This is a genomic window from Streptomyces sp. NPDC047315, from assembly GCF_040643215.1.
Classification (GTDB): Bacteria; Actinomycetota; Actinomycetes; order Streptomycetales; family Streptomycetaceae; genus Streptomyces.
Window position 1 is genome coordinate 18,635 of sequence record NZ_JBEYTZ010000020.1, and the last position, 20,213, is coordinate 38,847.

At 72.8% G+C, this 20,213-nt stretch carries 21 protein-coding genes; 2 read left to right on the forward strand and 19 right to left on the reverse strand.

The annotated features are described in order from the left end of the window. Positions 1–5 precede the first annotated feature (5 nt). The 11 genes from ABZ842_RS22880 to ABZ842_RS22930 all read right to left on the reverse strand — a co-directional run bounded on the left by ABZ842_RS22880 (position 6) and on the right by ABZ842_RS22930 (position 9,561). Complete coding sequence (locus ABZ842_RS22880) at positions 6–536, reverse strand: phage baseplate assembly protein V (RefSeq protein ID WP_361539518.1); 531 nt, start codon at positions 534–536, stop codon at positions 6–8. Further along, positions 533–1,651 (reverse strand): hypothetical protein, encoded by a 1,119-nt coding sequence (locus ABZ842_RS22885; RefSeq protein WP_361539521.1) that lies wholly within the window; start codon positions 1,649–1,651, stop codon positions 533–535. The genes ABZ842_RS22880 and ABZ842_RS22885 overlap by 4 nt, the downstream gene beginning before the upstream one ends. After that, a complete protein-coding gene (locus tag ABZ842_RS22890) occupies positions 1,651–1,971 on the reverse strand; it encodes a LysM domain-containing protein (RefSeq protein ID WP_361539524.1) in 321 nt (106 codons plus the stop codon). Before ABZ842_RS22890 ends, ABZ842_RS22885 begins: the two co-directional genes overlap by 1 nt. Positions 1,972–2,016: 45 nt before the next feature. Continuing rightward, complete coding sequence (locus ABZ842_RS22895; RefSeq protein WP_361539527.1) at positions 2,017–2,652, reverse strand: hypothetical protein; 636 nt, start codon at positions 2,650–2,652, stop codon at positions 2,017–2,019. Continuing rightward, positions 2,649–2,921 (reverse strand): hypothetical protein, encoded by a 273-nt coding sequence (locus ABZ842_RS22900; protein WP_361539530.1) that lies wholly within the window; start codon positions 2,919–2,921, stop codon positions 2,649–2,651. Before ABZ842_RS22900 ends, ABZ842_RS22895 begins: the two co-directional genes overlap by 4 nt. Beyond that, positions 2,918–4,123: a DUF4255 domain-containing protein gene (locus ABZ842_RS22905; RefSeq protein ID WP_361539533.1), complete on the reverse strand. Its 1,206-nt coding sequence runs from the start codon at positions 4,121–4,123 to the stop codon at positions 2,918–2,920. The genes ABZ842_RS22900 and ABZ842_RS22905 overlap by 4 nt, the downstream gene beginning before the upstream one ends. After that, positions 4,120–4,602: a hypothetical protein gene (locus tag ABZ842_RS22910; protein ID WP_361539535.1), complete on the reverse strand. Its 483-nt coding sequence runs from the start codon at positions 4,600–4,602 to the stop codon at positions 4,120–4,122. The genes ABZ842_RS22905 and ABZ842_RS22910 overlap by 4 nt, the downstream gene beginning before the upstream one ends. Positions 4,603–5,705: 1,103 nt before the next feature. Next, complete coding sequence (locus tag ABZ842_RS22915) at positions 5,706–6,428, reverse strand: hypothetical protein (protein WP_361539538.1); 723 nt, start codon at positions 6,426–6,428, stop codon at positions 5,706–5,708. Continuing rightward, positions 6,425–6,946, reverse strand: coding sequence for a phage tail protein (locus ABZ842_RS22920; protein ID WP_361539540.1), 522 nt, complete (start codon positions 6,944–6,946; stop codon positions 6,425–6,427). The genes ABZ842_RS22915 and ABZ842_RS22920 overlap by 4 nt, the downstream gene beginning before the upstream one ends. 11 nt (positions 6,947–6,957) lie before the next feature. Beyond that, on the reverse strand, positions 6,958–8,817 hold the full coding sequence (locus ABZ842_RS22925) for a phage tail sheath C-terminal domain-containing protein (RefSeq protein WP_361539543.1): 1,860 nt from the start codon (positions 8,815–8,817) through the stop codon (positions 6,958–6,960). A gap of 162 nt (positions 8,818–8,979) precedes the next feature. Continuing rightward, positions 8,980–9,561 carry a hypothetical protein gene (locus tag ABZ842_RS22930; RefSeq protein ID WP_361539545.1) on the reverse strand — a complete coding sequence of 194 codons (582 nt, stop codon included), beginning with the start codon at positions 9,559–9,561 and terminating at the stop codon, positions 8,980–8,982. 93 nt (positions 9,562–9,654) lie between these two features. Between ABZ842_RS22930 and ABZ842_RS22935 the strand changes: the two genes are divergently transcribed. Continuing rightward, on the forward strand, positions 9,655–10,239 hold the full coding sequence (locus tag ABZ842_RS22935; protein ID WP_361539548.1) for a TetR/AcrR family transcriptional regulator: 585 nt from the start codon (positions 9,655–9,657) through the stop codon (positions 10,237–10,239). Here the strand turns inward: ABZ842_RS22935 and ABZ842_RS22940 are convergent. From ABZ842_RS22940 to ABZ842_RS22970, 7 genes are all read right to left on the reverse strand, one after another. Further along, positions 10,154–11,374, reverse strand: a complete 1,221-nt coding sequence (locus tag ABZ842_RS22940; protein WP_361539551.1) for a HEAT repeat domain-containing protein — start codon at positions 11,372–11,374, stop codon at positions 10,154–10,156. The genes ABZ842_RS22935 and ABZ842_RS22940 overlap by 86 nt on opposite strands. A 125-nt stretch (positions 11,375–11,499) precedes the next feature. Beyond that, positions 11,500–13,212, reverse strand: coding sequence for a hypothetical protein (locus ABZ842_RS22945; RefSeq protein ID WP_361539554.1), 1,713 nt, complete (start codon positions 13,210–13,212; stop codon positions 11,500–11,502). 28 nt (positions 13,213–13,240) lie between these two features. Next, positions 13,241–14,077 (reverse strand): ABC transporter ATP-binding protein, encoded by an 837-nt coding sequence (locus ABZ842_RS22950; RefSeq protein ID WP_361539556.1) that lies wholly within the window; start codon positions 14,075–14,077, stop codon positions 13,241–13,243. Then, positions 14,074–15,135, reverse strand: a complete 1,062-nt coding sequence (locus ABZ842_RS22955; protein WP_361539559.1) for an iron chelate uptake ABC transporter family permease subunit — start codon at positions 15,133–15,135, stop codon at positions 14,074–14,076. Before ABZ842_RS22955 ends, ABZ842_RS22950 begins: the two co-directional genes overlap by 4 nt. Then, on the reverse strand, positions 15,132–16,184 hold the full coding sequence (locus ABZ842_RS22960) for an iron ABC transporter permease (RefSeq protein ID WP_361539561.1): 1,053 nt from the start codon (positions 16,182–16,184) through the stop codon (positions 15,132–15,134). The genes ABZ842_RS22955 and ABZ842_RS22960 overlap by 4 nt, the downstream gene beginning before the upstream one ends. Next, entirely contained in the window at positions 16,181–17,233 is a 1,053-nt protein-coding gene (locus tag ABZ842_RS22965) for an iron-siderophore ABC transporter substrate-binding protein (protein ID WP_361539564.1), read from the reverse strand. Before ABZ842_RS22965 ends, ABZ842_RS22960 begins: the two co-directional genes overlap by 4 nt. A 240-nt stretch (positions 17,234–17,473) precedes the next feature. Further along, on the reverse strand, positions 17,474–18,196 hold the full coding sequence (locus tag ABZ842_RS22970; RefSeq protein WP_361539841.1) for an AraC family transcriptional regulator: 723 nt from the start codon (positions 18,194–18,196) through the stop codon (positions 17,474–17,476). A 362-nt stretch (positions 18,197–18,558) separates the two neighbouring features. On the opposite strand from ABZ842_RS22970, the gene ABZ842_RS22975 reads away from it, so the two are divergent. Continuing rightward, positions 18,559–19,656, forward strand: coding sequence for a chemotaxis protein (locus ABZ842_RS22975; protein ID WP_361539567.1), 1,098 nt, complete (start codon positions 18,559–18,561; stop codon positions 19,654–19,656). A 58-nt stretch (positions 19,657–19,714) separates the two neighbouring features. Here ABZ842_RS22975 and ABZ842_RS22980 read toward each other — a convergent pair whose 3' ends face one another. Next, positions 19,715–20,017: a hypothetical protein gene (locus ABZ842_RS22980; protein ID WP_361539570.1), complete on the reverse strand. Its 303-nt coding sequence runs from the start codon at positions 20,015–20,017 to the stop codon at positions 19,715–19,717. Between the last annotated feature and the right edge of the window lie 196 nt (positions 20,018–20,213).

Consider the following 20,213-nt stretch of genomic DNA (forward strand, 5'->3'; position numbering starts at 1 on the left):
CGTCCTCACAGCACCCTCAGGGCGTCTTGGTTGACGGTGGCCATGGGCCCCTCCAGCCGGATCGTGGCGAGCCCGGGGCCGCAGGAGATCTCGATCGACGTCTCCGTGATCTCGATGAACGGCCCCTGCCCGCCGCTCAGCTGCAACTTGATGCCGCCCAGCGGACCGGGCGCGTCATTGATGACCAGGGCGTGCCCGGACGGGGTGGCCAACACGATCTGCGGAACGCCCGGCAGCGCGGAGCGCGCCACCGGCGGCACGTCGTCCGACCCGCGCCGCCGGAACCCGACGCACACGGCCCGCTCGGGGTCCCCGTCGAGGAACCGCACCCACACGCCGGAGTCCTGCGGCGGCACCACGTACATGCCGCAGTCCGACCCCGCCAGCGGCGTGAGCGGGGCGGCCCACACCTGCGCCTCGTTGCCGAGGACCTCAGGAACCCGCACCTGGAGCCGGCCGACCCCGGTCGGGTCCACCGCGCAGACCACGACGCCCTCGTACAGACCGTGCCATCCGGGCACGTGCGTTGCCGTCATGCGGTCACCACCTGGGTGTCGGCGCCGAGCCCGTCACGGGCCAGCGCGAAGTGCTGCTTGAACGAGTCCCGGGTCAGGTCGTGGGTGACCTCGGCCACCAGATAGCGCCCGTCGTACGCCGGCCCCGCCCCGCGCACGCCCACCAGGGAATGAGGGGTCAGGACGTGCCCGTAGCGCAGCACGTCGAGGCTCCCGCGCCCGGTGACGGCGTCCGCGGCGACCTCCCGGCCGAGCCCGGCCAACAGGGTCCGGTTCAGCGGGCGGCCCGTCTGCCCGGTGAGCGCACGCTCGCACAGCGCCTGGGCCGGGCTCGCGGCCAGGGGGCCACGCAGCACCGTCGGTTCGGGCGCGACCACCTCGGACGCGGTCGACGACGGCGGATCGAAGCGGTACGTGCCGTAGCGGGCGGCTGCCAGTGCGTCGAAGGAGAACGTCAACTCCGCCACGTTGTCCGCGGCGCCGCACCCGGTCGTCAAAGCGGGCTGGAGCGCCCCCTCGCGACGCTGCGGACCCCAGTACGCGGTGCTCACCCCCGGACTGGGCCCCGGTACGAGATGGAAGACGTGCCCGACGTCCGCGGCCGTCGCCCGCAGATAGGCGAGGTCGGTCGCCGCCTGCACCGGCACGTCGACCAGCGGATTCGGCAGGTCCGTCAGCACCGGTGCCACGGCCTGCGGCGCGATGCCGTACTGCGCGTACGCGGCACAGATCGCCGTCGCCCGCAGGTGCGGCGCGAGCCCCGGGAACGCCCGCCGGACGTGCCGCAGATCCATCAGCAGCGACAGGTCCTCGCCGGTGACGACGAGGAACGACGCCCCCGGGGCGCGCGCCGCGTGCACCTCCTGATGCGTGATCACCCCGTCCACCAGCACATGGCACCGGCCCACGAAGACGACGGCGACCACGACCCGCTTCTTCGCGTACAGCGCACCGCCCGGTCCGACCGCCCGGGCCACCGGTGACCCCGCGGCCAGCGAGAACGTCAACTGGAAGCCGCTCGTGGCCCCGCTGGCGGAGGTGATCCGCACCCCGCGCAGGGCGTCGAGGAACGCCGCTGGGGCCGGCGCCGGCACCGTGTCGCCGAGGAGCAGCATCAGCTGCGGGCCGTCCGCCATCAGCGGGTCCGCTCCCCGCCGGCCGCCGACGCCTCGGCGGGCAGCGCGATCCGCAGCCTCCGGCCGGGCACCGCCGTCAAGTCGTCCGGCCGCACCGCCCGGTTCGCGTCCGCGATCCGCCACGACTGCTCCGGGTCGCCGTACCGCCGCGCCGCGATGTGGTCGAGCCGTTCGCCGGCGGTGACCACGTGCTCGCCGACGGCCGTCAGCTCCTCGGGCTGCGGCAGGAAACGACGGCGCAGATGAGTGACGGTCCGGCCGTCCGCGAGGGTGCGGGTCGCCGTGGGGACCGCGTGGTACCTGCTGCTGGGCTCGAACAAGCCGACCTCCTCCGGCTGGTGGTGGGTGCACGGCACTCGGGCGGCTCAGCCGCCGGAGTAGCCGATGGTTCCCGGGCCGTACGTGACCGCTGCCGCGAGCCGCTCCCGGTCCTGCTGGTACTGCAGGTACAGGCCGCCCGCCTTGTGACCGAACCCGACGTCGTCGACGGTGAGGATCCGCACCGTCAGCACCACCCGGGCCCGGATGGGGTTGAGCTCCCCGTCGTACGCCTCCTCCGTGACGTCCACGTCCTGTATCCGCACCGGCAGGACCCGGTGCTGCCCGAGGACCAGGACGGACAGCGGCGACTGCGCCGGGGCGATCTCCAAGATCCCCTGACCGGCCAGGTCGTTCTGCCGGGTCAGCTGCGCACTCGTGGGGGTGACGGCGCTCTCCAGTGCGGCGAGCGTCGCGAAGAGGCCCGAACCCGCGGGCGGCGCCGGCACGGCTTGGGAGGCCGACTGGTCGACCGCGTCGAACTCCACGTCGATCCGGAACGTCTCGCGCGCCGGCCCCTGCAACCGGAGCGCCTCCAGCCGGTCACCGCCGCCGCTGCCGCGCGGCTGGACGGTGCGGACGATGCCGTCGGGGTTGTACTGGAACGGCATGACGCGCAGGACCCGGCCCTGCTCGGGGTCGAGGAAGACGAAGCCGCCGCGGCGGGGGACGGGGCTGGTCACGGCGCCGGCTCCGCTGGCTGCGAAGGGGTGGCGCCGGTGTACGGCGCAGGGCCGGCCCGCAGCGCCGCGTGGACGGCGCGGGCGATGCGACGGGCGTGCACGGCCACCGCGGGATCCGTCGGTACGGGCCGCTCGGCGGTGGGGCGGATGCCGAGCGCCACGGCGAGTTCGGCCTCGACGGCGGTGCGCAGCCCGGCGCGCGCGGGCGGATCGGCTGCCTCCCACACCAGCCGGCGGATGTGCAGCTCGAACCGAGGAGTCGCCGTCATGTGATCACCACCGCCGCGTCGGGGTCGAACCGACCCGCTTCCGCGTCGATCGAGGGGCTGTCCACCCCGTCGACCCGCAGCCGCAGGAGGTAGCGCCCGGGAGATCCCGCGGGCAACCGGAACCGCAGCGCGCGGGTCACCCGCGCGAACGGCTCGGCGGGCACGGGCAGGTCAGCCACGAGCAACTCGACCCGCTGCCCCGGGTGCACGGCGGGCACGCACTCCACGTCCAGCACCGCCACCCCGCTCCTGTTCCGCGCGGCGGCCATCGGCAGGGCGCTGGTGATGCGCGGGGCGATGAGGAAGCGGCCCGGCTCGGTCGTCCGCTCGCCGCCGTCGGGCGTGGCGAGGACGACGACGGCCGACCACTGCCCCGCGCCGAGTTCCCCGTCGAGCGCGGCCCGCAACGAGGTCGTCCCGTCCGGCTCCGAAACCGTGGTCACCGGCAGCACGACCGGACCGCCGAGCAGGGGGTGCGTCAGCCGCAGGCTCGGCGTGCCCGCGTCGAACCCGCTGCCGCTGACCACCACGTCGGAGCCGGGGGCCGCGACCGACGGCAGCACGGACCGCAGCACCGGCCAGTCCGCCGCGGTCGGCAGCGCCGTGGGGCCGGTGTCCGCCGCTCCGCGCCGCAGCACCGGCAGGGGCGCTCGTCCCGGCGCGGCGGCGTCGATCAGCACGATGCGCGCCTCGTACTCCACGGACAGCCGGTAGCCGTGGCCGATGGCCGCCCACAACCGGCACAGCTCGTCGGCCGTCGTCAACGCGGGGGTGACCTTCACCGGCTCCTGTTGCAGGTGCAGATCGCTGAAGCCCGCGGCGCCCTTGAGGTCGTCGGCGCGCAGCTCCGGCCGTTCGTGCAGCGCCGCCATCGCGGCGCCGAGCAGCCGTTCGGGAACGGTGGAGTCCTCCCCGGCGGGAGAGTGCGCGGTGAGCAGGTAGTGGAGGACGAGCGGCAGCGCGGGGTGCCGGCTCTCGCCCGGGTGCGCACCGTCGGGATCCGCGTTCCGCCAGGCGGGGTCGATGGCCGTCCGGTGGAGGAAGAGGTTGAGCACGCCCTTCTTGGCTTGCGCGGCGCTGGCCGTGACGTCCGCGGGGTGGCGCGCCATCACCTTGGCGCCGGGCGCGACCTTCTGCACGGCGGCGTCCAGGACGGCCCGCAGGGTCTCGGTCACGGCGGCCAGCGCCAGGGCATCGCTCACGCCCGCCCCCTGGTTCGCAGGTACTCCGCCAAGTCCAGCAGGGGTGCGGGGCGCGCGGCGGGCTGCTCGTCGACGGCGCGGGGCGGGGCGGAGCGGACGACCAGGTGGTCGATGGTGACGCGGACGACGGGCGAGGACGGCGGGGGCTCCGCCGCACGGACGCGGGGCGTCGGAGCGGATCCGCCCGACGAGGCGGCGTCGGCCGCGGGCGGCGGCAGGAACGGTGCAGCACGCGCGGGTGAGGGCGAGTGGGAGTGGGAGGGTGCCGGCTGGGCGTTGGGGCCCGGAGCCTCGGCGTGCACGACGTCGACGCGCGTGCCGTCGATGTGTACGCCGTCGATGTGGACCGGGCGGGCGCGTGGGGCATCAGGTGGTACCGGGGGAGGAGCCGCGGCGGAGCCCGGGGCGGGGTCGTCGCGGTGGCTTTCGGGCTGTTGTGTGACGGAGGCGTCGGGGTCGACCCCACGGTTCTCGGGCACTTCGCCGGCCCCTGCCGAGACGCGCCGGTGAACTGCCGGGAAGGCCGCCGGTCGCTCCTGCGGCGTCGGGGTCGCTGCGCGAGGTCCGCCACCGGTGGGACGCCGTGGGCCGTGGTGAGGTCGTACGGGTGAGGCTTCGGGCGACCGGCTCCTGCTGGGGCTCGCCGGGGGCGGGCCGACCGGCGGCACGGTGCGGCGGTCGACGGCTGGCTCTGCTGCCCGGAGCTGCGATTCCGGTCCCCCCGACGCTTGTCGCGCGCCCGCTGCGGGCCGTGGCCCGACGCGCTCTGCACGGCGATCGAGGTGACGGGACACCGCTGCTGCCGCCGTCGCTGTCGTGGCCGCGGCTCGGGAGGTGGCATCGGCGGCCGGCTGTGGTGACGAGTCGGCCTGAGGACTTGCCCCGACCGGCCGTCTGTCCTTCCCGCCCACGGATCGCTTCGCAGGGGCCTTCTGACGGCCCGGCTCAGGGCCGCCGCCGACGGTGAACGCGCTCGCGGCCTCGGCGGTGGGAGCGGCAACAGCGTCGAGAGCGGGGCCTGCTTCGGCGTCAACGGCTTCAACGGGTTCATCCATCGCAAGAGCCGCCTCGGCGTCGAGAGCGGCGCCGGCCTCGGCTTTGGTCCCTACGGCCTCGGCCTCGGCGTCTACGGCTTCGGCTTCGGTTTCGGTTTCGGCGACTTCGCGCTGCGCGACCTCGACCGGTCGCGCCCGCTGAAGCCCGGTCGCAGGTGTGCCGCCGTCGGCGCCCGCCTCGTACGGACGTGGGCTTCTGCCGGTGCTCACGCTCGGGCGAGGCGCGCGGCTGCCGGCACCGGGGCCGCCTGGCCGAACGCCCTCGCTTGCGGCGGCCCCCCAAGCCGCTCCACCGACCTCGTCCGTCACCACCGCCCCGACCCCACCCGCGCCCCCGACTCCGCCCGCGACCGAGTTCGATCCGGGCCGGAGCGTCGGCGCCTGCACTGCTTCTTCGCCCTCTTCCTCGTACGACAAGGGCTCCAGCACGTCTGCCGGCAGGCGCGGTGCACCCGGGTCGAACACGTTCGGCGCGAGCGGCCTCAACCTCGGCCCCGGCGCATGGAGGAGGCGGTCGACGAAGTCGTTCATCCGGTGCTCGCCTCCAAATAGAACCGCCGCCGCGTCGGACTGATCGCCAGCACGTCGGCCTCCGTCCAGCCGAAGGCCCGGGCGAGGGCGTGCACTTCGTGCAGGAGGCGGTGCGCGTACCCGCAGACGTCGGTCCACAGGTGATCGGCGAGATCCAGCGCGGCGTCCCAGTGGTGCTCGCACTGCGGGCAGTCCAAGGTGAGGACGGAGTCGGCCCCGGGGTCGAGTTCGGCGAGGTGCCGGGCCACGTCCTCCAGGACCTCGTCGGGCACCTCGCCGTCGGGCGGATCCACGCTCAGGACGCTGCGCCGCAGCAGGGTCTGGCGGGCGCGCGGCGCCTCGGGGTCGACGGCGCGCACGTCGCGGCCGGTCAGCGCGCGGTACGTGACCGTCCTGCCGTACGACACCAGGGTCGCCGTGGCGATCGCCGCGGCGCCGCCACCGGCGGGCAGCAACTCGTGCGACGCCACGGTGACGTCGAGGCTCTCGCCGCACCCGGGGCAGTCCGCCGTGCACGGCAGCGCAGCGCCGAAGGCGTCCCGGCGCAGCTCCAACAGCAGGGAGTTGAGCGCGCTCAACGGCAGGTCCGCAACGCTGCGCGGGCTCGGCGCCGCCATCGAGGCGAGGAGGAGCGAACGCGCCGCCGAAGGCCCGGCCAGCCCGCTCTCCCACACGTCGAGGACGTTCGACTCCGTCAGCAGCCGCGGCACTCCGCTCACCCCGCGGTGTCGGTGAACTGCGGCTCCTGCGGCGCGTTGGTGTGCTCCCGCACCCAGCCGTGGTGCTCCACCTTGATGTGCTCGAACGCCACGGCATTGGACCCGGCGTCGAGTTCGGGCAGGCCCTGGTACTCCGACACCCAGCACTCGTGCACCGAGTACGACAGCACCTGCTGTCCGCCCTCGTCGAAGACGTCGATGATGAGGTCGCGCCGGAAGTCCTTCAGGGAGGTCTCCAGCCCGCCGGAGGAGTTCTTCAGGCTCCAGACCCGGTTGGCCCACTCCTCGAAGGTGGTGTCGACGGTGCAGCCGCGTTCGAGGGTGATGGCCTCGTACTCGGTGCGGCCGGGGAGCTTGCGGCTGGTGCCCGGATCGCCGCCGTCGCGGTGCCGGATGACCTCGGTGGTGCGCTTGAGCCCGGTGACCCTGCTGATCCCCGCGATGTAGTCGGTCTGTCCGCTGAACTTCACCCGGAAGCGGAAGTTCTTGAACGGGTCCCGACGCTTGACTTCGGGCATCGGTCGTCCTCCTAGACCTGGATCTGGCCGGCCAGCTGCTGGATGTGCACGATCACGAACTCGGCGGGCTTGAGCGGGGCGAAGCCCACCTGGATGTTGACGATGCCGCGGTCGATGTCGTTCTGCGGGTTGGTGTCCTTGTCGCACTTCACGAGGTAAGCGTCCTGGGGCGTTCGCCCCTGGAACGCGCCCGCTCGGAAGAGGGAGTTCATGAAGGCCCCGACGTTCAGCCGGATCGAGGCCCACAGGGGTTCGTCGTTCGGTTCGAACACCACCCACTGGGTGCCCCGGAACAGGCTCTCCTCGATGAACAGCGCCAGCCGCCGCACCGGTAGGTACTTCCACTCGCTGGCGAGCCGGTCGGCTCCGTTCATCGTGCGCGCTCCCCAGGCCACCGGGCCCGCGGCGGGCAGCCGGCGCAGACAGTTGACGCCGACCGGGTTCAGCCGACCGATCTCCAGGTCCGTGAGCGGCACTTCCAACTCGCTGACGCCGTTCAGCGACGCGTCCGTGCCGGCCGGCGCCTTCCACACCCCGCGCTGGACGTCGGTGCGGGCGAGCACACCGGCCATCACCCCGCACGGCGGGAAGGTCCTCAGGGCGCCGTCGAGCAGGGGGTCGGGAGCGAGCAGCCGGGGGTAGTACACCGCGGCGTTCTTGCCGGGGTCGCCCATCGCCAGGTTCGGTAGCTGGGCCAGGACGTTGTCCAGGGCGCCGGTGTTGTCGTCGGCGCCCGACGGCACGGCGGACCAGGACGCGGGCGGGTCGACGAGCAAGACGGCCCGCCGCTGCCCGCAGAGGTCCAACGCCGCGTCCCGCAGGGGCTTCACGTCCTTCCCGCCGGCCTGCAACTGCGCGTCGAGCCAGTCGTTGTCGGGCAGGCACAGGATGTTGAAGATGTCCGTCTTCAGGAGCTGGTACAGGCCGGTCTTCGTCGGCGCGTCGCCCAGGTACGGCGCCAGCTCCTGCGGACGCTCGTCCCCGGGGCCCTGACCGCCGTTGACGTCGTCCGGCGCGTAGCAGTAGGGCGGCTGAGGCTCGTCCTTGCCCTTGGGCTGGTACGTGAAGGGGTCCGCGCCCTCCTTGGGATCCGTGCTCGCCTGCGGCACCGAACGGAGCGGAGCGTCCGGCACGCCGCGCACGAGCTGCGAGGCGGCCAACAGGTGGTCGAGGGTGCGCGGGCTGCCGTCCTCCACGCTGACGTTGAGGTAGCGCTCCTCCGCGCCGGTCTCCAGGTCGCGGACCGTGAGGTTGAACAGCTTGCGCTGCCCGTCCGGAACGTTCCCCTCGGAGGTGTCGTAGTCGACGCGGGCCCGCAGATTGAGCGCCCACCGCCCGGGTGCGGCGGCCAACAGGGCCGGGCCCGAGGCGTTGGTCCCCGCCGAAGCGGAAGCCGCGGACTTCTTGGCGGCGCCGCCGGACTCGTGCGCGGCGGCCCCCTTCTTCTTCGGCTCGCCGCCGGCGTCCTGAGCGTCGCCGGCGCCGGCCGCGTCACCGCCCTCATCGCCCGCCGCGGGAGGGGGCTGGGGAGGGGGCTGGGCGGCGGTCGCCCTCGCGGGCGGGGCCGTACTCGTACTGAGGGGCAGTCGGACGACGACCTCGCCGTCCTTGACCACCCTGACGATCTCGGCCTCGCTGCCGCCGTTCAGATAGAACTGGTAAACGGCGTAGCTCAGCGGGCAGTTCGTCTGCAGCCCGCCGAACACCGCTGCGTAGTCGCCCCAGCCCGTGATGTGCACCGGCCGGTCGACCGGGCCGCGCGGTGCGTAGCCGACGAACGCGGCCACAGAAGTGGGAACGCCCGTGATCGTCCTGACTGAGCTCCTGACCTCGTCGACGTAGACGCCTGGGTAGGTGACGTTTACCGGCATGCCGGTTCCTTCCGACGCTGCACACGATCGCGATCAACGTATGCGGACGTCGTCACATCCGGCACTCGGGGCGCAGGGCGGGTGCGTCGTTGGGATTACCGGGATCACCCGAGGGCAGGCAGGCACGCCGTCAGGTCGGTGCAGAGCCGCCCTCGCCCGGGGTCAGACGCCCTGAGCCCCCTCGCGGTCGGGCCGCGGTACGGCCAGGACGCGGGCTTCGGCGTCGCGCAGCAGTCCCGGAGCGAGCCGCCGGTGCACGGCGGACAGCGGCGGCCACAGCGCGCGGCCCGGGTGGCGGCGGTAGTGCAGAAAGGTTCCGAGGGCCACCCGGCCGCCGGGCGAGTGGACGACGAGGTTGCCGGCCAGGAACCAGGACGCGGCCTCCAACCGGATCCAGTCCTCACCGCGCCCGGCGATGCGCCAGCCGGCCACCGTCGCCGGCGACGGCCCGCCGCTGAGCCGGAGCCCGAGCAGGCCGCGCCAGATGAACCGTTCGGTGGGGCTCGGCAGGTCGCCGAACATGGCCCGGGCCCATTGCTCGGGCGAGGCGGCGGCGTCCGTCCGCAGGGTGAAGCGATCGGCGTAGTCGAGTGTCGGCAGCGCACTGAGGACACGGAAGGACTCCGGTATCCGGCGCACGCCCACCACGCCTTCCACGCCCTCCGCACCCGCCGCACCTACCGTGCCTTCTACGGGGTGGGTCGTCGACTCGCTGCGGCCCGGCTTGCGACACAAGAGAGGCATGGCGCCCTCCGACTTTCTATACGATGGCGTATAGAGCAACGCTAGCCGATGTATACGCCGCCGTATAGCGGGCGTGAGTGAGGTGGGAAACGGGTGCGTGCGCCACAGACGCCGCGGGAGAGATGGATCGAAGAGGGGTTGCACGCCTTGGCCGCCGCCGGCCCCGACGCCGTCCGCATCGAGGCGCTCGCCAAGAGGCTCGGCGTCACCAAGGGCGGCTTCTACGGCTACTTCGCCGACCGGAACGCCCTGTTGGAAGCCATGCTCGACACCTGGGAGCGGGAGAGCACCCACGAAGTGATCGACCGCGTCGAAGCGGAAGGCGGGGATCCCAAGTCCAAGATCCATCGCGCGGGGATGCTCACCTTCACCGAAGACCGACTGCTCCCCATCGATCTCGCGATCCGCGCCTGGGCCCGGCACGACGAGGCCGTCGCGCAGCGACTGCGCCGGGTCGACAACCGCCGCATGGACCTGCTGCGCGAAATGATCGGCACCTTCTGCCCCGACGCCGAGGAGGTCGAAGCCCGCAGCCTGCTGGCCTTCTGTGCGGCGATCGGCGCCAACTTCCTCGCCGCCGACCACGGAGGGTTCACCCGCCCCCAGGTGCTCGCACGTGCGGCGGATCTCCTCCTGGACCGCCCGGGCCCGGCCGGCGAGGGCGCTCAAGCGCCCTGAGCGCGGCGTCCGCCGCGTTCCGGACGCAACGCACCGGATCGCGCCGCGCCACGTCCTTGAGCCGCCGCCGTGCGTCGCGCGACCCGATGCGGCCGAGGGCCGTGGCGGCGCGGGCCCGTACGCGATGACACGGGTCGCCGAGCACGTCGAGCAGCAGGGGCACGCAGGCGGGGTCGCCGACCAGGCCGACGGACGCGGCGGCACGGGCCCGTACCCCCGAGTCCCGGTCGGCGAGCAGGTGCGCGGCGTGCCGCGTCAGCTGCCAGGTGGCCACGTCGACCTGACCCAGGATCCAGGCGACGGCCCGGCGCTGCGCCGTTCCCGCCTGCCGATTCCGGTACGCGCCCGGAGACAGCTCCTGATACGCGTGTTCGCCGGCCGTGGCCAGGGCGCGGGTCGCCGAGTAGCGCAGGGCTCGGTCGTCGGCCGTCTGGAGTACCTGGATCAACGCGGGCACGGCACGGGCCGTCGCGACCCGTTCGAGGCCGAGCAGCCCTTCCGGCCGCCGCGGCCCGGCGAGGAGTTCGACGAGGAACGGTACGAACCGCCGGTCCGCCCGCTGGGCGAGCGCCCGGGTCGTCGGCGTGTCCCACAACTCGCCCATGACGCCGGTGAGTGCGAGGGTGACGTCCACGGTCCTCGCCGTCCCCACCGCACACAACCCCTGCACGAGGCGCTGCAGGTAGAGGCACTCGTCCCCGTGCGGGTCTTCCGCCGCGACCTGGGCCTGCGCCGCGGCCACGAGGGCGTCCACGGCCTCCGGGCTGCCGATCCGAGCCAACGCCGTGACCGCGTCGAGGCGCGGCGGGGCCTGGTGCCACGCCGGGAGCGCGGGATCCGACAGACACCCGACGAGCGCCGGTACGCCGCGCTCCGCGCGGGCCAGGCCCAGGAGCACCGCCGCGTGACTCGACCACCGCGGATACGGCGGGGTCAGGATCCGCAGGGCCGCGTCCACCCCGGCCGGATCGCCGCTCGCCCCCAGCCTGAGGGCCGCCCGATGGGCGAACGTCCCGATCCGCGCTGTCATCGAACGCTCGAAGTGTGCTGCGAGTTCGTCGACCGACAACCCGTCGATGTACCGCGCGACGGCGGCGTGCTCGCCGCCGAACGGGGTGTACTCACCGGGGTCCATGACGAACGATTGAACAGGAGGGGACCGTCGGACACCAATGGTTCGGCACAGCCTTGTTGGCCCGTCCCCCCGGAGGAACGGCGCGGCCGACCGGACCCGCGCGATGGAGCCTGGTCGCCGGGTGTTCAGCAGCAGGTCCCGCCGCCCTCCGGGACCGTTGGCTCCGTCCGGCAGAAGCAGGACGCCTCGATGGGCACGTCCGCGACGGCCGTCGCCAGCTTCAGTTGCTGCGCGACGATGCGGGCCTCCGCGGTGCGCCCGAGCCGTACCAGGCACTCGTGGAAGCCGTGGAGGGACCACACGTTGCCCGGATGCTGGCGGGCCCGCGGCAGGGTGTCGTCGAGGCCGAGGTCCGCGCGGTAGACCGCCTCTGCCTCCGCGACCCGCCCCTGCTCCAGCAGCAGCGCGCCGTACGCGTGCCGCGTCGGCTGCATCCAACCCCAGGGCTCGTCGTACGGCAGGTCGTCGTCGAGCTCGATCGAGCGCTCCAGCGCGGCGAACGCGGCGTCGAAGTCGCCCTTGCGGTACTCCAGCTCCCCGTCCAGCATCGCGGCGGCGATGGCGAGGATGTCGCGGCAGGTGTTGTTGAAGAGCATCCGGGTCTCCTGGACCCGGCCCGCCGCCTCGCGGAACCGTTCGCGCTCCGCCTCGGCCTCGGCGACCCGACCGGTCGCGGACAGGGCGACGCCCCGCGCGTAGTGCCGCATCGCCGTCGTCGTGCTGTACAGCTCCCGGTCCTGGTCCTTCGGCAGCGGCAGCTCGAGGATGTCCGACCAGCGCCCGAACCGGATCAGCACGTGCACGCGCATGGCCAGGAACGACTCCAGCCAGTCCGCCATGGGCGGGCTGTCCACCCGCAGCAGCTCGTCCGGAATCGACGCCTCCAACTGCTCGGCCGCCTCCAGCGCCACCTCGCGCTGCCCGAGGAACATCGCACCGTAGATCTTGAAGTGGATGTTGTGGCAGCGGTACAGGGTGTAGAAGTTCATCGCACCGGACCGGGCGAGGGCCTTCGCGTCGACGGCGATCGCGGCGTCGTTGTCGGACACCACCCGCCGGTAGTCCCCGCACAGCACCTCCAGGTGCGAGGGCATGTGCGCCAGGTGCCCGGCGTCCGGCACCAGCCCGCGCAGCCGGTCCGCGACGGGCAGGGCGCTCTCCGGGTGCGGGGACATCTCCATCAGGTGCACGTACAGGTGCAGCACGCCGGGATGCCTGAGCCCGCCGGCCGTCGCGAGCGCCCGATCGAGCACGGCCTTGGCCTCGACGGTGCGGGCCCCCTCGGCGGGCCCACCGGTCCGCAGGTCCCACAGCTGCCACGGCGTGAGGTTCATCAGCGCGTCCGCGTACAGCGTCGCCACGTCGAGGTCGTCGGGGTCGACCTCGTAGGCGCCGCGCATGCTCTGGGCGTACGGCTCGTTCCACACCGAACAGTCACCGACGGGCCTCGCCTGCGGATAGCGGGCGCGCAGCGCCCCGATCAGCGCCCGCTCGACGGCGGTGGCTCCGGCGGCCTTCTCGTGCGCCTGCTCGACCGCGGCGTGGGTGCGCTCGACGGTACGGCTGAGGTCCGTCGCGTCGAAGGACTCCCAGGGCTTGTTGTAGTTGGGGCCCAGCGCGTACGCCAGACCCCAGTACGCCATGGCGCAGTCGGGGTCGGCCTCGGCCGCCCTCTCGAAGCAGCGGGCGGCCTCCTCGTGGTGGAAGGAGTACGTCCACACGAGGCCGCGGTCGAACCAGAGTTGGGCCTCGGGGGAGGAGGTGGTCACCCGGCGGGCGTGGGTGCCGAGGTCGAAGTAGGCGTCGGAGACTGCCTCGTCGCCTGCCTGAACATCCATGTGTACCTCTGTGGTGCGTGCGCCGTGCCTACGCCCGGTCGGGCGCAGGCGGTGTGGTGGTGGCCGGTTTGATGCGGTGGCGTCCGATGGGAAGTATCAGCGGCCGGCCCGAGACGGGGTCCTCGATGACCCGGCTGTCCAGGCCGAACACGGCACGGACGTTCTCCTGCGTCAGGACCTCGTCCGGCGTGCCGCTGGTGTGCGGGCGGCCGGGCGTGAGCGCGATGAGGTGGTCGGCGTAGCGCGCGGCGAGGTTGAGGTCGTGCAGGACCATGACGATCGTGGTGCCCCTGGTCTGGTTGAGGTCGGTGAGCAGGTCCAGTACTTCGATCTGGTGGTTGGCGTCGAGGAAGGTGGTCGGCTCGTCGAGGAGGAGGACGTCGGTCTGCTGGGCCAGCGCCATGGCGATCCACACGCGTTGGCGCTGGCCGCCGGAGAGTTCGTCGACGTTGCGGTCGGCGAGGTCGATGGTGTCGGTGGCGGTCAGGGCCGCCGCGACGGCCGCGTCGTCGTCGGCGTTCCAGCGGGAGAATATCCGCATGTGCGGGTGGCGTCCGCGGCTGACGAGATCCGTCACGGTGATGCCCTCCGGCGCGACCGGGGTCTGCGGCAGCAGCCCCAGCGTGCGGGCGAGTTCCTTCGACGGCGTGCGGTGCACCTCCTTGCCGTCCAGGACGACGCGGCCCGCGCGCGGCGCGAGCAGCCGGGACAGGGCGCGCAGGAGCGTCGACTTGCCGCAGGCGTTGGCGCCGACGATCGCGGTGATCCGACCGGGCGGCACGGCGAGGTCGAGGGAGTCGATGACGGTGCGGTCGCCGTAGCCGAGGGTGAGCCCTTCGGCGGCCAGGGAGTGGGATGTGGTCACAGGGAGCTTCCCGCCCGGTTGGTGCGGATGATGAGGTAGACGAGGTAGGGCGCGCCGAGGACGCCGGTGACGACGCCGACCGGCAGCCGGGTGTCGAAGGCGTACTGGCCGGTCAGATCGGCGACCAGCACGAGCAGGGCGCCGACCAGCCCGGCGGGGACGAGCAGCGAACCGCTGGTCCCCGTCAACCGCGCCGCGATGGGCCCGGCGAGGAAGGCGACGAACGCGATGGGCCCGGCGGCGGCCGTGGCGAAGGCGATCAGTCCGACCGCGGCGACGATCGCCGTGATGCGGGTGCGCTCGACCCGGGTCCCGAGGGCGGCGGCGGTGTCGTCCCCGAGTTGCAGCGTCGCCAGGTTGCGGGCCTGCGACAGCACTACGGGCCCCAGGAACGCCAGCGCTGCCGCGGCCGGTGCCGTCTGCTCCCAGGAGGCCCCGTTCAGGCTGCCGGTCAGCCAGCGCATCGCCTCCTGGAGGTCCCACTGCGCTGCTTGCGAGAGCACGTAGGCGACGACGCTGTTGAGCATCGCGGCGATGCCGATGCCGATGAGGATGAGGCGGGTGCCGACCACGCCGTCCTTGAACGCCAGGGCGTACACGAGCAGCGCCACGGCGAGCGCGGCGACGATCGCGATGACGGACACCTCGGTCGCACCCAGGGAGAGGGTGACGATCGCGATCGCCGCCGCCGCGCTCGCCCCGGAGGAGATGCCGATGACGTCCGGGCTGGCGAGCGGGTTGCGGAGCATCGTCTGGAAGGTGACGCCGGCGAGGCCGAAGCTGAAGCCGGCCACCACGGCGAGCACGGCCCGCGGCAGCCTGAGCCGCCCCACGGTGAACGACGCGCCGGGCACCTGTTCGCCGAGGACGACCCGTAGGACGTCGTCGAACGGGTAGTACGTGTGCCCGACCATCAGGGACACGCTGAACGCGACCGCGACGAGCACGGCGAGCAGCCCCGTGAGGGCCCGGCGCCGCAGCGCCCGACGGAGGCGCCCGCGGGCCACGACCGCCGCGGAGCCGGAGGCCGCGAAGGGTGGGGGAGTGCTGGTCTTCACAGGGCGCGCACCTTCTGCCGGCGGACGATCCAGACGAAGAACGGGGCGCCGATGAGGGCCGTCACGATGCCGACGTCGATCTCAGCGGGCCGGGCCACCACCCGACCGACCACGTCCGCCGCGGTGAGCAGCGCCGCGCCCACGACGGCGCAGAACGGCAGCAGCCAGCGGTGGTCCACGCCGACGAGGAGACGACAGGCGTGCGGGACGACGAGTCCGACGAAGCCGATCGGCCCCGTGACCGCGGTGGCCGCGCCGCACAGCACGATCGAGCCGAGCGCCGCCCCGCCCCGGACCACGGCGACCCGGGTTCCGAGCCCCGCCGCGAGTTCGTCCCCGAGCGCCAGCGAGTTCAGCGCCTTGCCGGACAGCAGGCAGATCGCGAAGCCGACCGCGAGGAACGGCAGGACGTGGCCGATGCGTTCGAAGGAGGCGCCGCCGAGGCCGCCGACGTGCCACAGCCGCAGGCTCCCGGCGATGTCGCCGCGCGGCAGGGTGATGGCGGTGACGAGGGAGACGAACGCGGCCGAGGTCGCGGCCCCGGCGAGCGCGAGCTTCAGCGGCGTCGCGCCGCCCCGCCCGAGGCTCGCGACGCCGTAGACGAAGGCGGCCGACAGCGCCGCTCCCGCCATGGCCACCCAGATGTAGCCGATGGGCGACACGAGGCCGAAGTACGCGACGGCGATGGCGACGGCGAGGGAGGCGCCCATGGTGACGCCGAGGATGCCGGGATCGGCGAGCGGATTGCGCGTCACCCCCTGCATCACGGCGCCGGCGAGGCCGAGCGCCCCGCCGATGAGCGCGGCGAGCAGCGTTCGGGGGATCCGCTTGCTGGCGGCGGCCTGCTCCAAGGTGGCGTCGGCGCCGTGGAGCGCGGCCCACACGTCGGACCAGGCGACGTCCCGGGAGCCGAAGGCGAGGGAGGCCAGCGCGAGCGCCGCGAGGACCAGCACCGCGGCGACGAGCCAGAGGGCGCGTGCGCGCACCGGACGCCGCCGCGGCGAGTGCACCGCGGCGGCGTCCGGTCGAGGGTGTGCGGAGGTCGTCATGCGACCTTGTCCGCGGCCTTGGCGAGCGCGGCGACGTAGTCCTCCAGCACCCACGAGATCGACAGCGGCGTCGGGTTGGCCGCCGTCGCCAGGGGCGCGCTGCCGGGCAGCAGGTAGGTGGAGCCGCGCTGGATGGCGGGGAGCTTGGACACCAGCGGGTCCTCGCGCAGCGCCTTGGCCAGCTTGCCCTGCTCGTCGCCGTAGCCGGTGACGATGTCGACGTCGTTGAAGAGGTCGATCTGCTCGGCGCTGCGGGTGAGGGCGAACTTGTCCGTGCCCTTGGACGCGGCGGCGATGCTGGCGGGGGTCTTCAGCCCCAGGTCCTCGAAGAAGAGGGTCCTGGTGTCGTGCGCGGTGTAGAAGCCGATCTGGCTCACGTCGCCGGGGTCCACGTGCGTCATGAACATCGCCGACTTCCCCTTCAACTGCGGGTACTTGGCGACGGTCCGCCCGATCTGCCCCTCCAGGTCCTTGATCAGCTTCTCGCCCTTGTCGGCCAGTCCGATCGCCTTGCTGTTGGTGCGGATGATCTCCCGCCAGGGCGTGGCCCACGGAGCGTCCGGGTACGCCACGACCGGGGCTATCTGGCTGAGCGTGGCGTAGTCCTGCTTGGTGAGGCCGGAGTACGAGGCGAGGATGATGTCCGGCTTGGTGTCGGCGACGGCCTCGAAGTCGATGCCGTCGGTCTCGTCGAACAGCACCGGGGTCTTCGCGCCCAGTTCGCCGAGCTTCTCCTCGACCCAGGGCAGCACCTTGTCGCCGTCGTCGTCGCCGAAGGTCGCGGCGGCCATCCCGACGGGGACGACGCCGAGCGCCAGCGGCACCTCGTGGTTGGCCCAGTTGACCGCGGCGACGCGCTCGGGCTTCTTGTCGATGGTCGTCTTCCCGAGGGCGTGCTCGATGGTCATCGGGAACGTGCCCGAAGCCGACGAGGAACCCTTGTCGCCGCCGTTGTCGCCGTTGCCCTCGGACGAGGACGGGCCGCCGCAGGCCGCGACGGCCACGAGGGCGGCGGCTGCGGTGAGCAGCCGCAGACGAAGTGAACGCATGATGGTCGAACCCCCACTGATCCGGATGCCACAGGGTGCTGGTTCTCGCACGCCCGGGACCCGGGATGCCGTCGTGGAGCGTGTGCACCGCACTGGAACGCAAGCGCTTAGGTAAGGCTTACCTTTGCACTCTAGGAGGGGATTGATCAGTGTCGCAATCGACCTTTTGGGACAGTCGATGTAGCAATCGGGACAGGCGTCCCGTGGTGAAGCGCTTCTCGATGCAGGTGGAGGGGTGCTTCAGTCGATCCGGAACGTCCCCGGAGTGAGCCCGGTGGTCCGTCTGAAGGCGGCGCCGAAGGCGCTCGCCGACCGGTACCCCACTTCCTCGGCGACGGCCTCCACCTCCCAGCCGCGACTGAGGAGGGCCACCGCGTGCTGCGCCCGCACCGCGGCGACCCAGCGCGCGAAGCTGGTGCCGGTCTCCGCGGTGAACGCCCGACTGACCGTGCGGGCGCTGACCCCCAACTGCGCCGCCCAGTCGGCGAGCGTGCGCTGATCGCCCGGGTCCTCGTCGAGCGCCCGCGCGATCGGGCGCAGCAGGGCCGACGTCGGCGCGTGCACGAGGAGTTCCCGCGGCGACGGCTCCAGGACGTCGAGCACCATCGCCTCGGTGGTCGCCCGGGAGGCGGGGGACAGGCGTGCGTCGCCGAGCCGCTCCAGCAGCAGCCGCAACAGCGGGGTGACCTCGACGGCCACCGGAGCGTCGGATACGGGCGGGGTGCCGTGGTATGCGAAGAAGGTGGCGCGGAACCAGGTCCCGGCGACCGCGGACCCCGAATGCAACGTGCCGGCGGGCATCCACAGCCCCAGTGCGGGCGTGACCGTCCACACCCGCGCGCCGACGACGGCCGTCGAGGCGCCGCGCTCGTTCCACAGGAGTTCGTGGAAGGGGTGGGAGTGCTCGCCCCAGACGGTGTCGTGCGCGACCACCTCGTCGTACGGCTGGATCGCGAACGGCATGACCTCGGCGCCGGCGGCGACCACCGGGAGCTCGCGCCTCTCGCGCACCGTCTGTCGGGGTCGTCCGTCCGCCCTGCCGGCTTCCCCCCTGTCGGCTTTCCCTCTGTCGGGTTCCCCGGGAGGGCCCGGCGCGACCGGGCGGGGTGTGAGGCGGGGACCGGTCGGCGACATGCCTCCACCCTACGAGGGGTGCCCGGCTCGAAGCGTCCGCCCGCGATGCGCACCGACCGGAGGCGCCGAGGGCGCGCCACCTCACCATCAAAGCAGACAAAACGATAATTTTGTGTCATATGCGAGTAGCGTCAGGCTTCGTGCACTCACGCCACGGAGGCCGCATCGCCTTCGGATCGGAAAGGGTTCCCATGCGCCCCACCCTCAGCCCCGCCACCCTCGCCGAGCTGCGCCGCCCCCGGCCGTATCCCGCAGTGTCGATCGTCATGCCCACGCACCGTCGCGAACCGGACAGCGAGCAGGACCCGATCCGGCTGCGCGGACTGCTGGCCGAAGCGAAGGAGAAGATCGAGGCCGACCCCGAGGTCTCCCGCAGCGACCGGATCGACGTCCTGGAGCAACTCGACCGAGCCCTGACCGAGGTCGACCTGGTGCACGCCGAAGACGGCCTGGCGATCCTCGCCGCACCCGGCGAACACCACATCTGGTCCTTCGGACGCCACGCCCCGGCGCGGGTCGTCCTGTCCGACACCTTCCTCACCCGCAACCTGGTCGCCGCCCACGCCTTCGAGCGCCCCTACTGGGTGCTGGCGGTCGCCGCCGATCGGGTGGTGCTGTGGAGCGGCGACCAGGCGCGGGTGACCGAGGAGAAGGACCACGGCTTCCCGGTGGTACGCGTGTACGACGAGCCCGACCCCGAACGGCGCGAGCAGATCGGCGACGTGCCGAGCACCTTCCGCGACGAGGAGACGAAGACGTTCCTACGGGAGGCCGACACCGAGGCCGGCAAGGTCCTCGCCGTCGATCCCCGCCCGCTGTACGTGGTCGGCGAAGGCGCCGCCCTCACCCTGCTGGACGCCGGTGGACCGATCGCCCGCGCGACCACCGCGCAGATCCCGCACGCCGGCCTCGCCGGCGCCGACCCCGCCACCGTCCACCGCGTGGTCGAGCCCGCCGTCCGGGCCCACGCCGAGGGCGAGATCGGCGACGCACTCCGGCAACTGGACGCGGCCCGTGGCCGCAAGGCGTTCACTTCCGGACTGGACGACGTCCGGCAGGCCGCGGAGTCGGCCACGATCGCCCACCTCGTGGTCGAGGAGAACTTCCGCACCACCGTCCGCGACGCCGCCGAACACCTCGTCCCGGCCGAGCCGGGCGACCCCGGCGCGCGCGAGGACGTCGTCGACGAAGTGATCGAACGCGCCCTCGACACCGGCGCCCAAGTCAGCTTCGTCCCTGACGACACCCTCACCGACGAGGCCCGGATCGCCGCCGTGCTGCGCTACTGACCCGCGGTCGGTCGACGTTCCGTCGACGCTCTTCGGCCGGTTCGCCCCCCCCGCCGACTCACACCGTGCTGGCGATCCAGCCGATCGTCTCGGAGGTGTGTGGTCCGTCGGAGAGCGCTCTGCCGGTGCCCACCAGTTCGTTCATGCGGATCTTGAAGCCGGTCGGGGTGACGTCGGCGATGCGCAGGCCCGGGGTGTCGGGCCCGTTGAAGGTCTGGACGAAGGGAACGACGATCACCGTCGCGTTGTTCGGGAAGGGTGAGGGGAACGTGACCTGCGTGAACGTCGAGGTGGCGCCGCCGGTCACCTCCGAGGCGTTACTGGAGCTCAGCTGCAGCTTGCCGGTCTGGATCAGGCTCATGGCTTGTGCCGCCTCTCGGTCGATGGGTGCGGGCCCGCGTCCGGCCGATGTCTCTGAGCTCGGCGGCGGACTGCTCCCATACGAAGAACTTGGGGGTGAGTTGCCCGTGTTGGCGGATGTTTAGTGCGGAAGTCGCTGATGCGGGGTAACTCTTCCTGAATGCCTTGGCCATGCCTTGGTGATGACTCATCAGGGG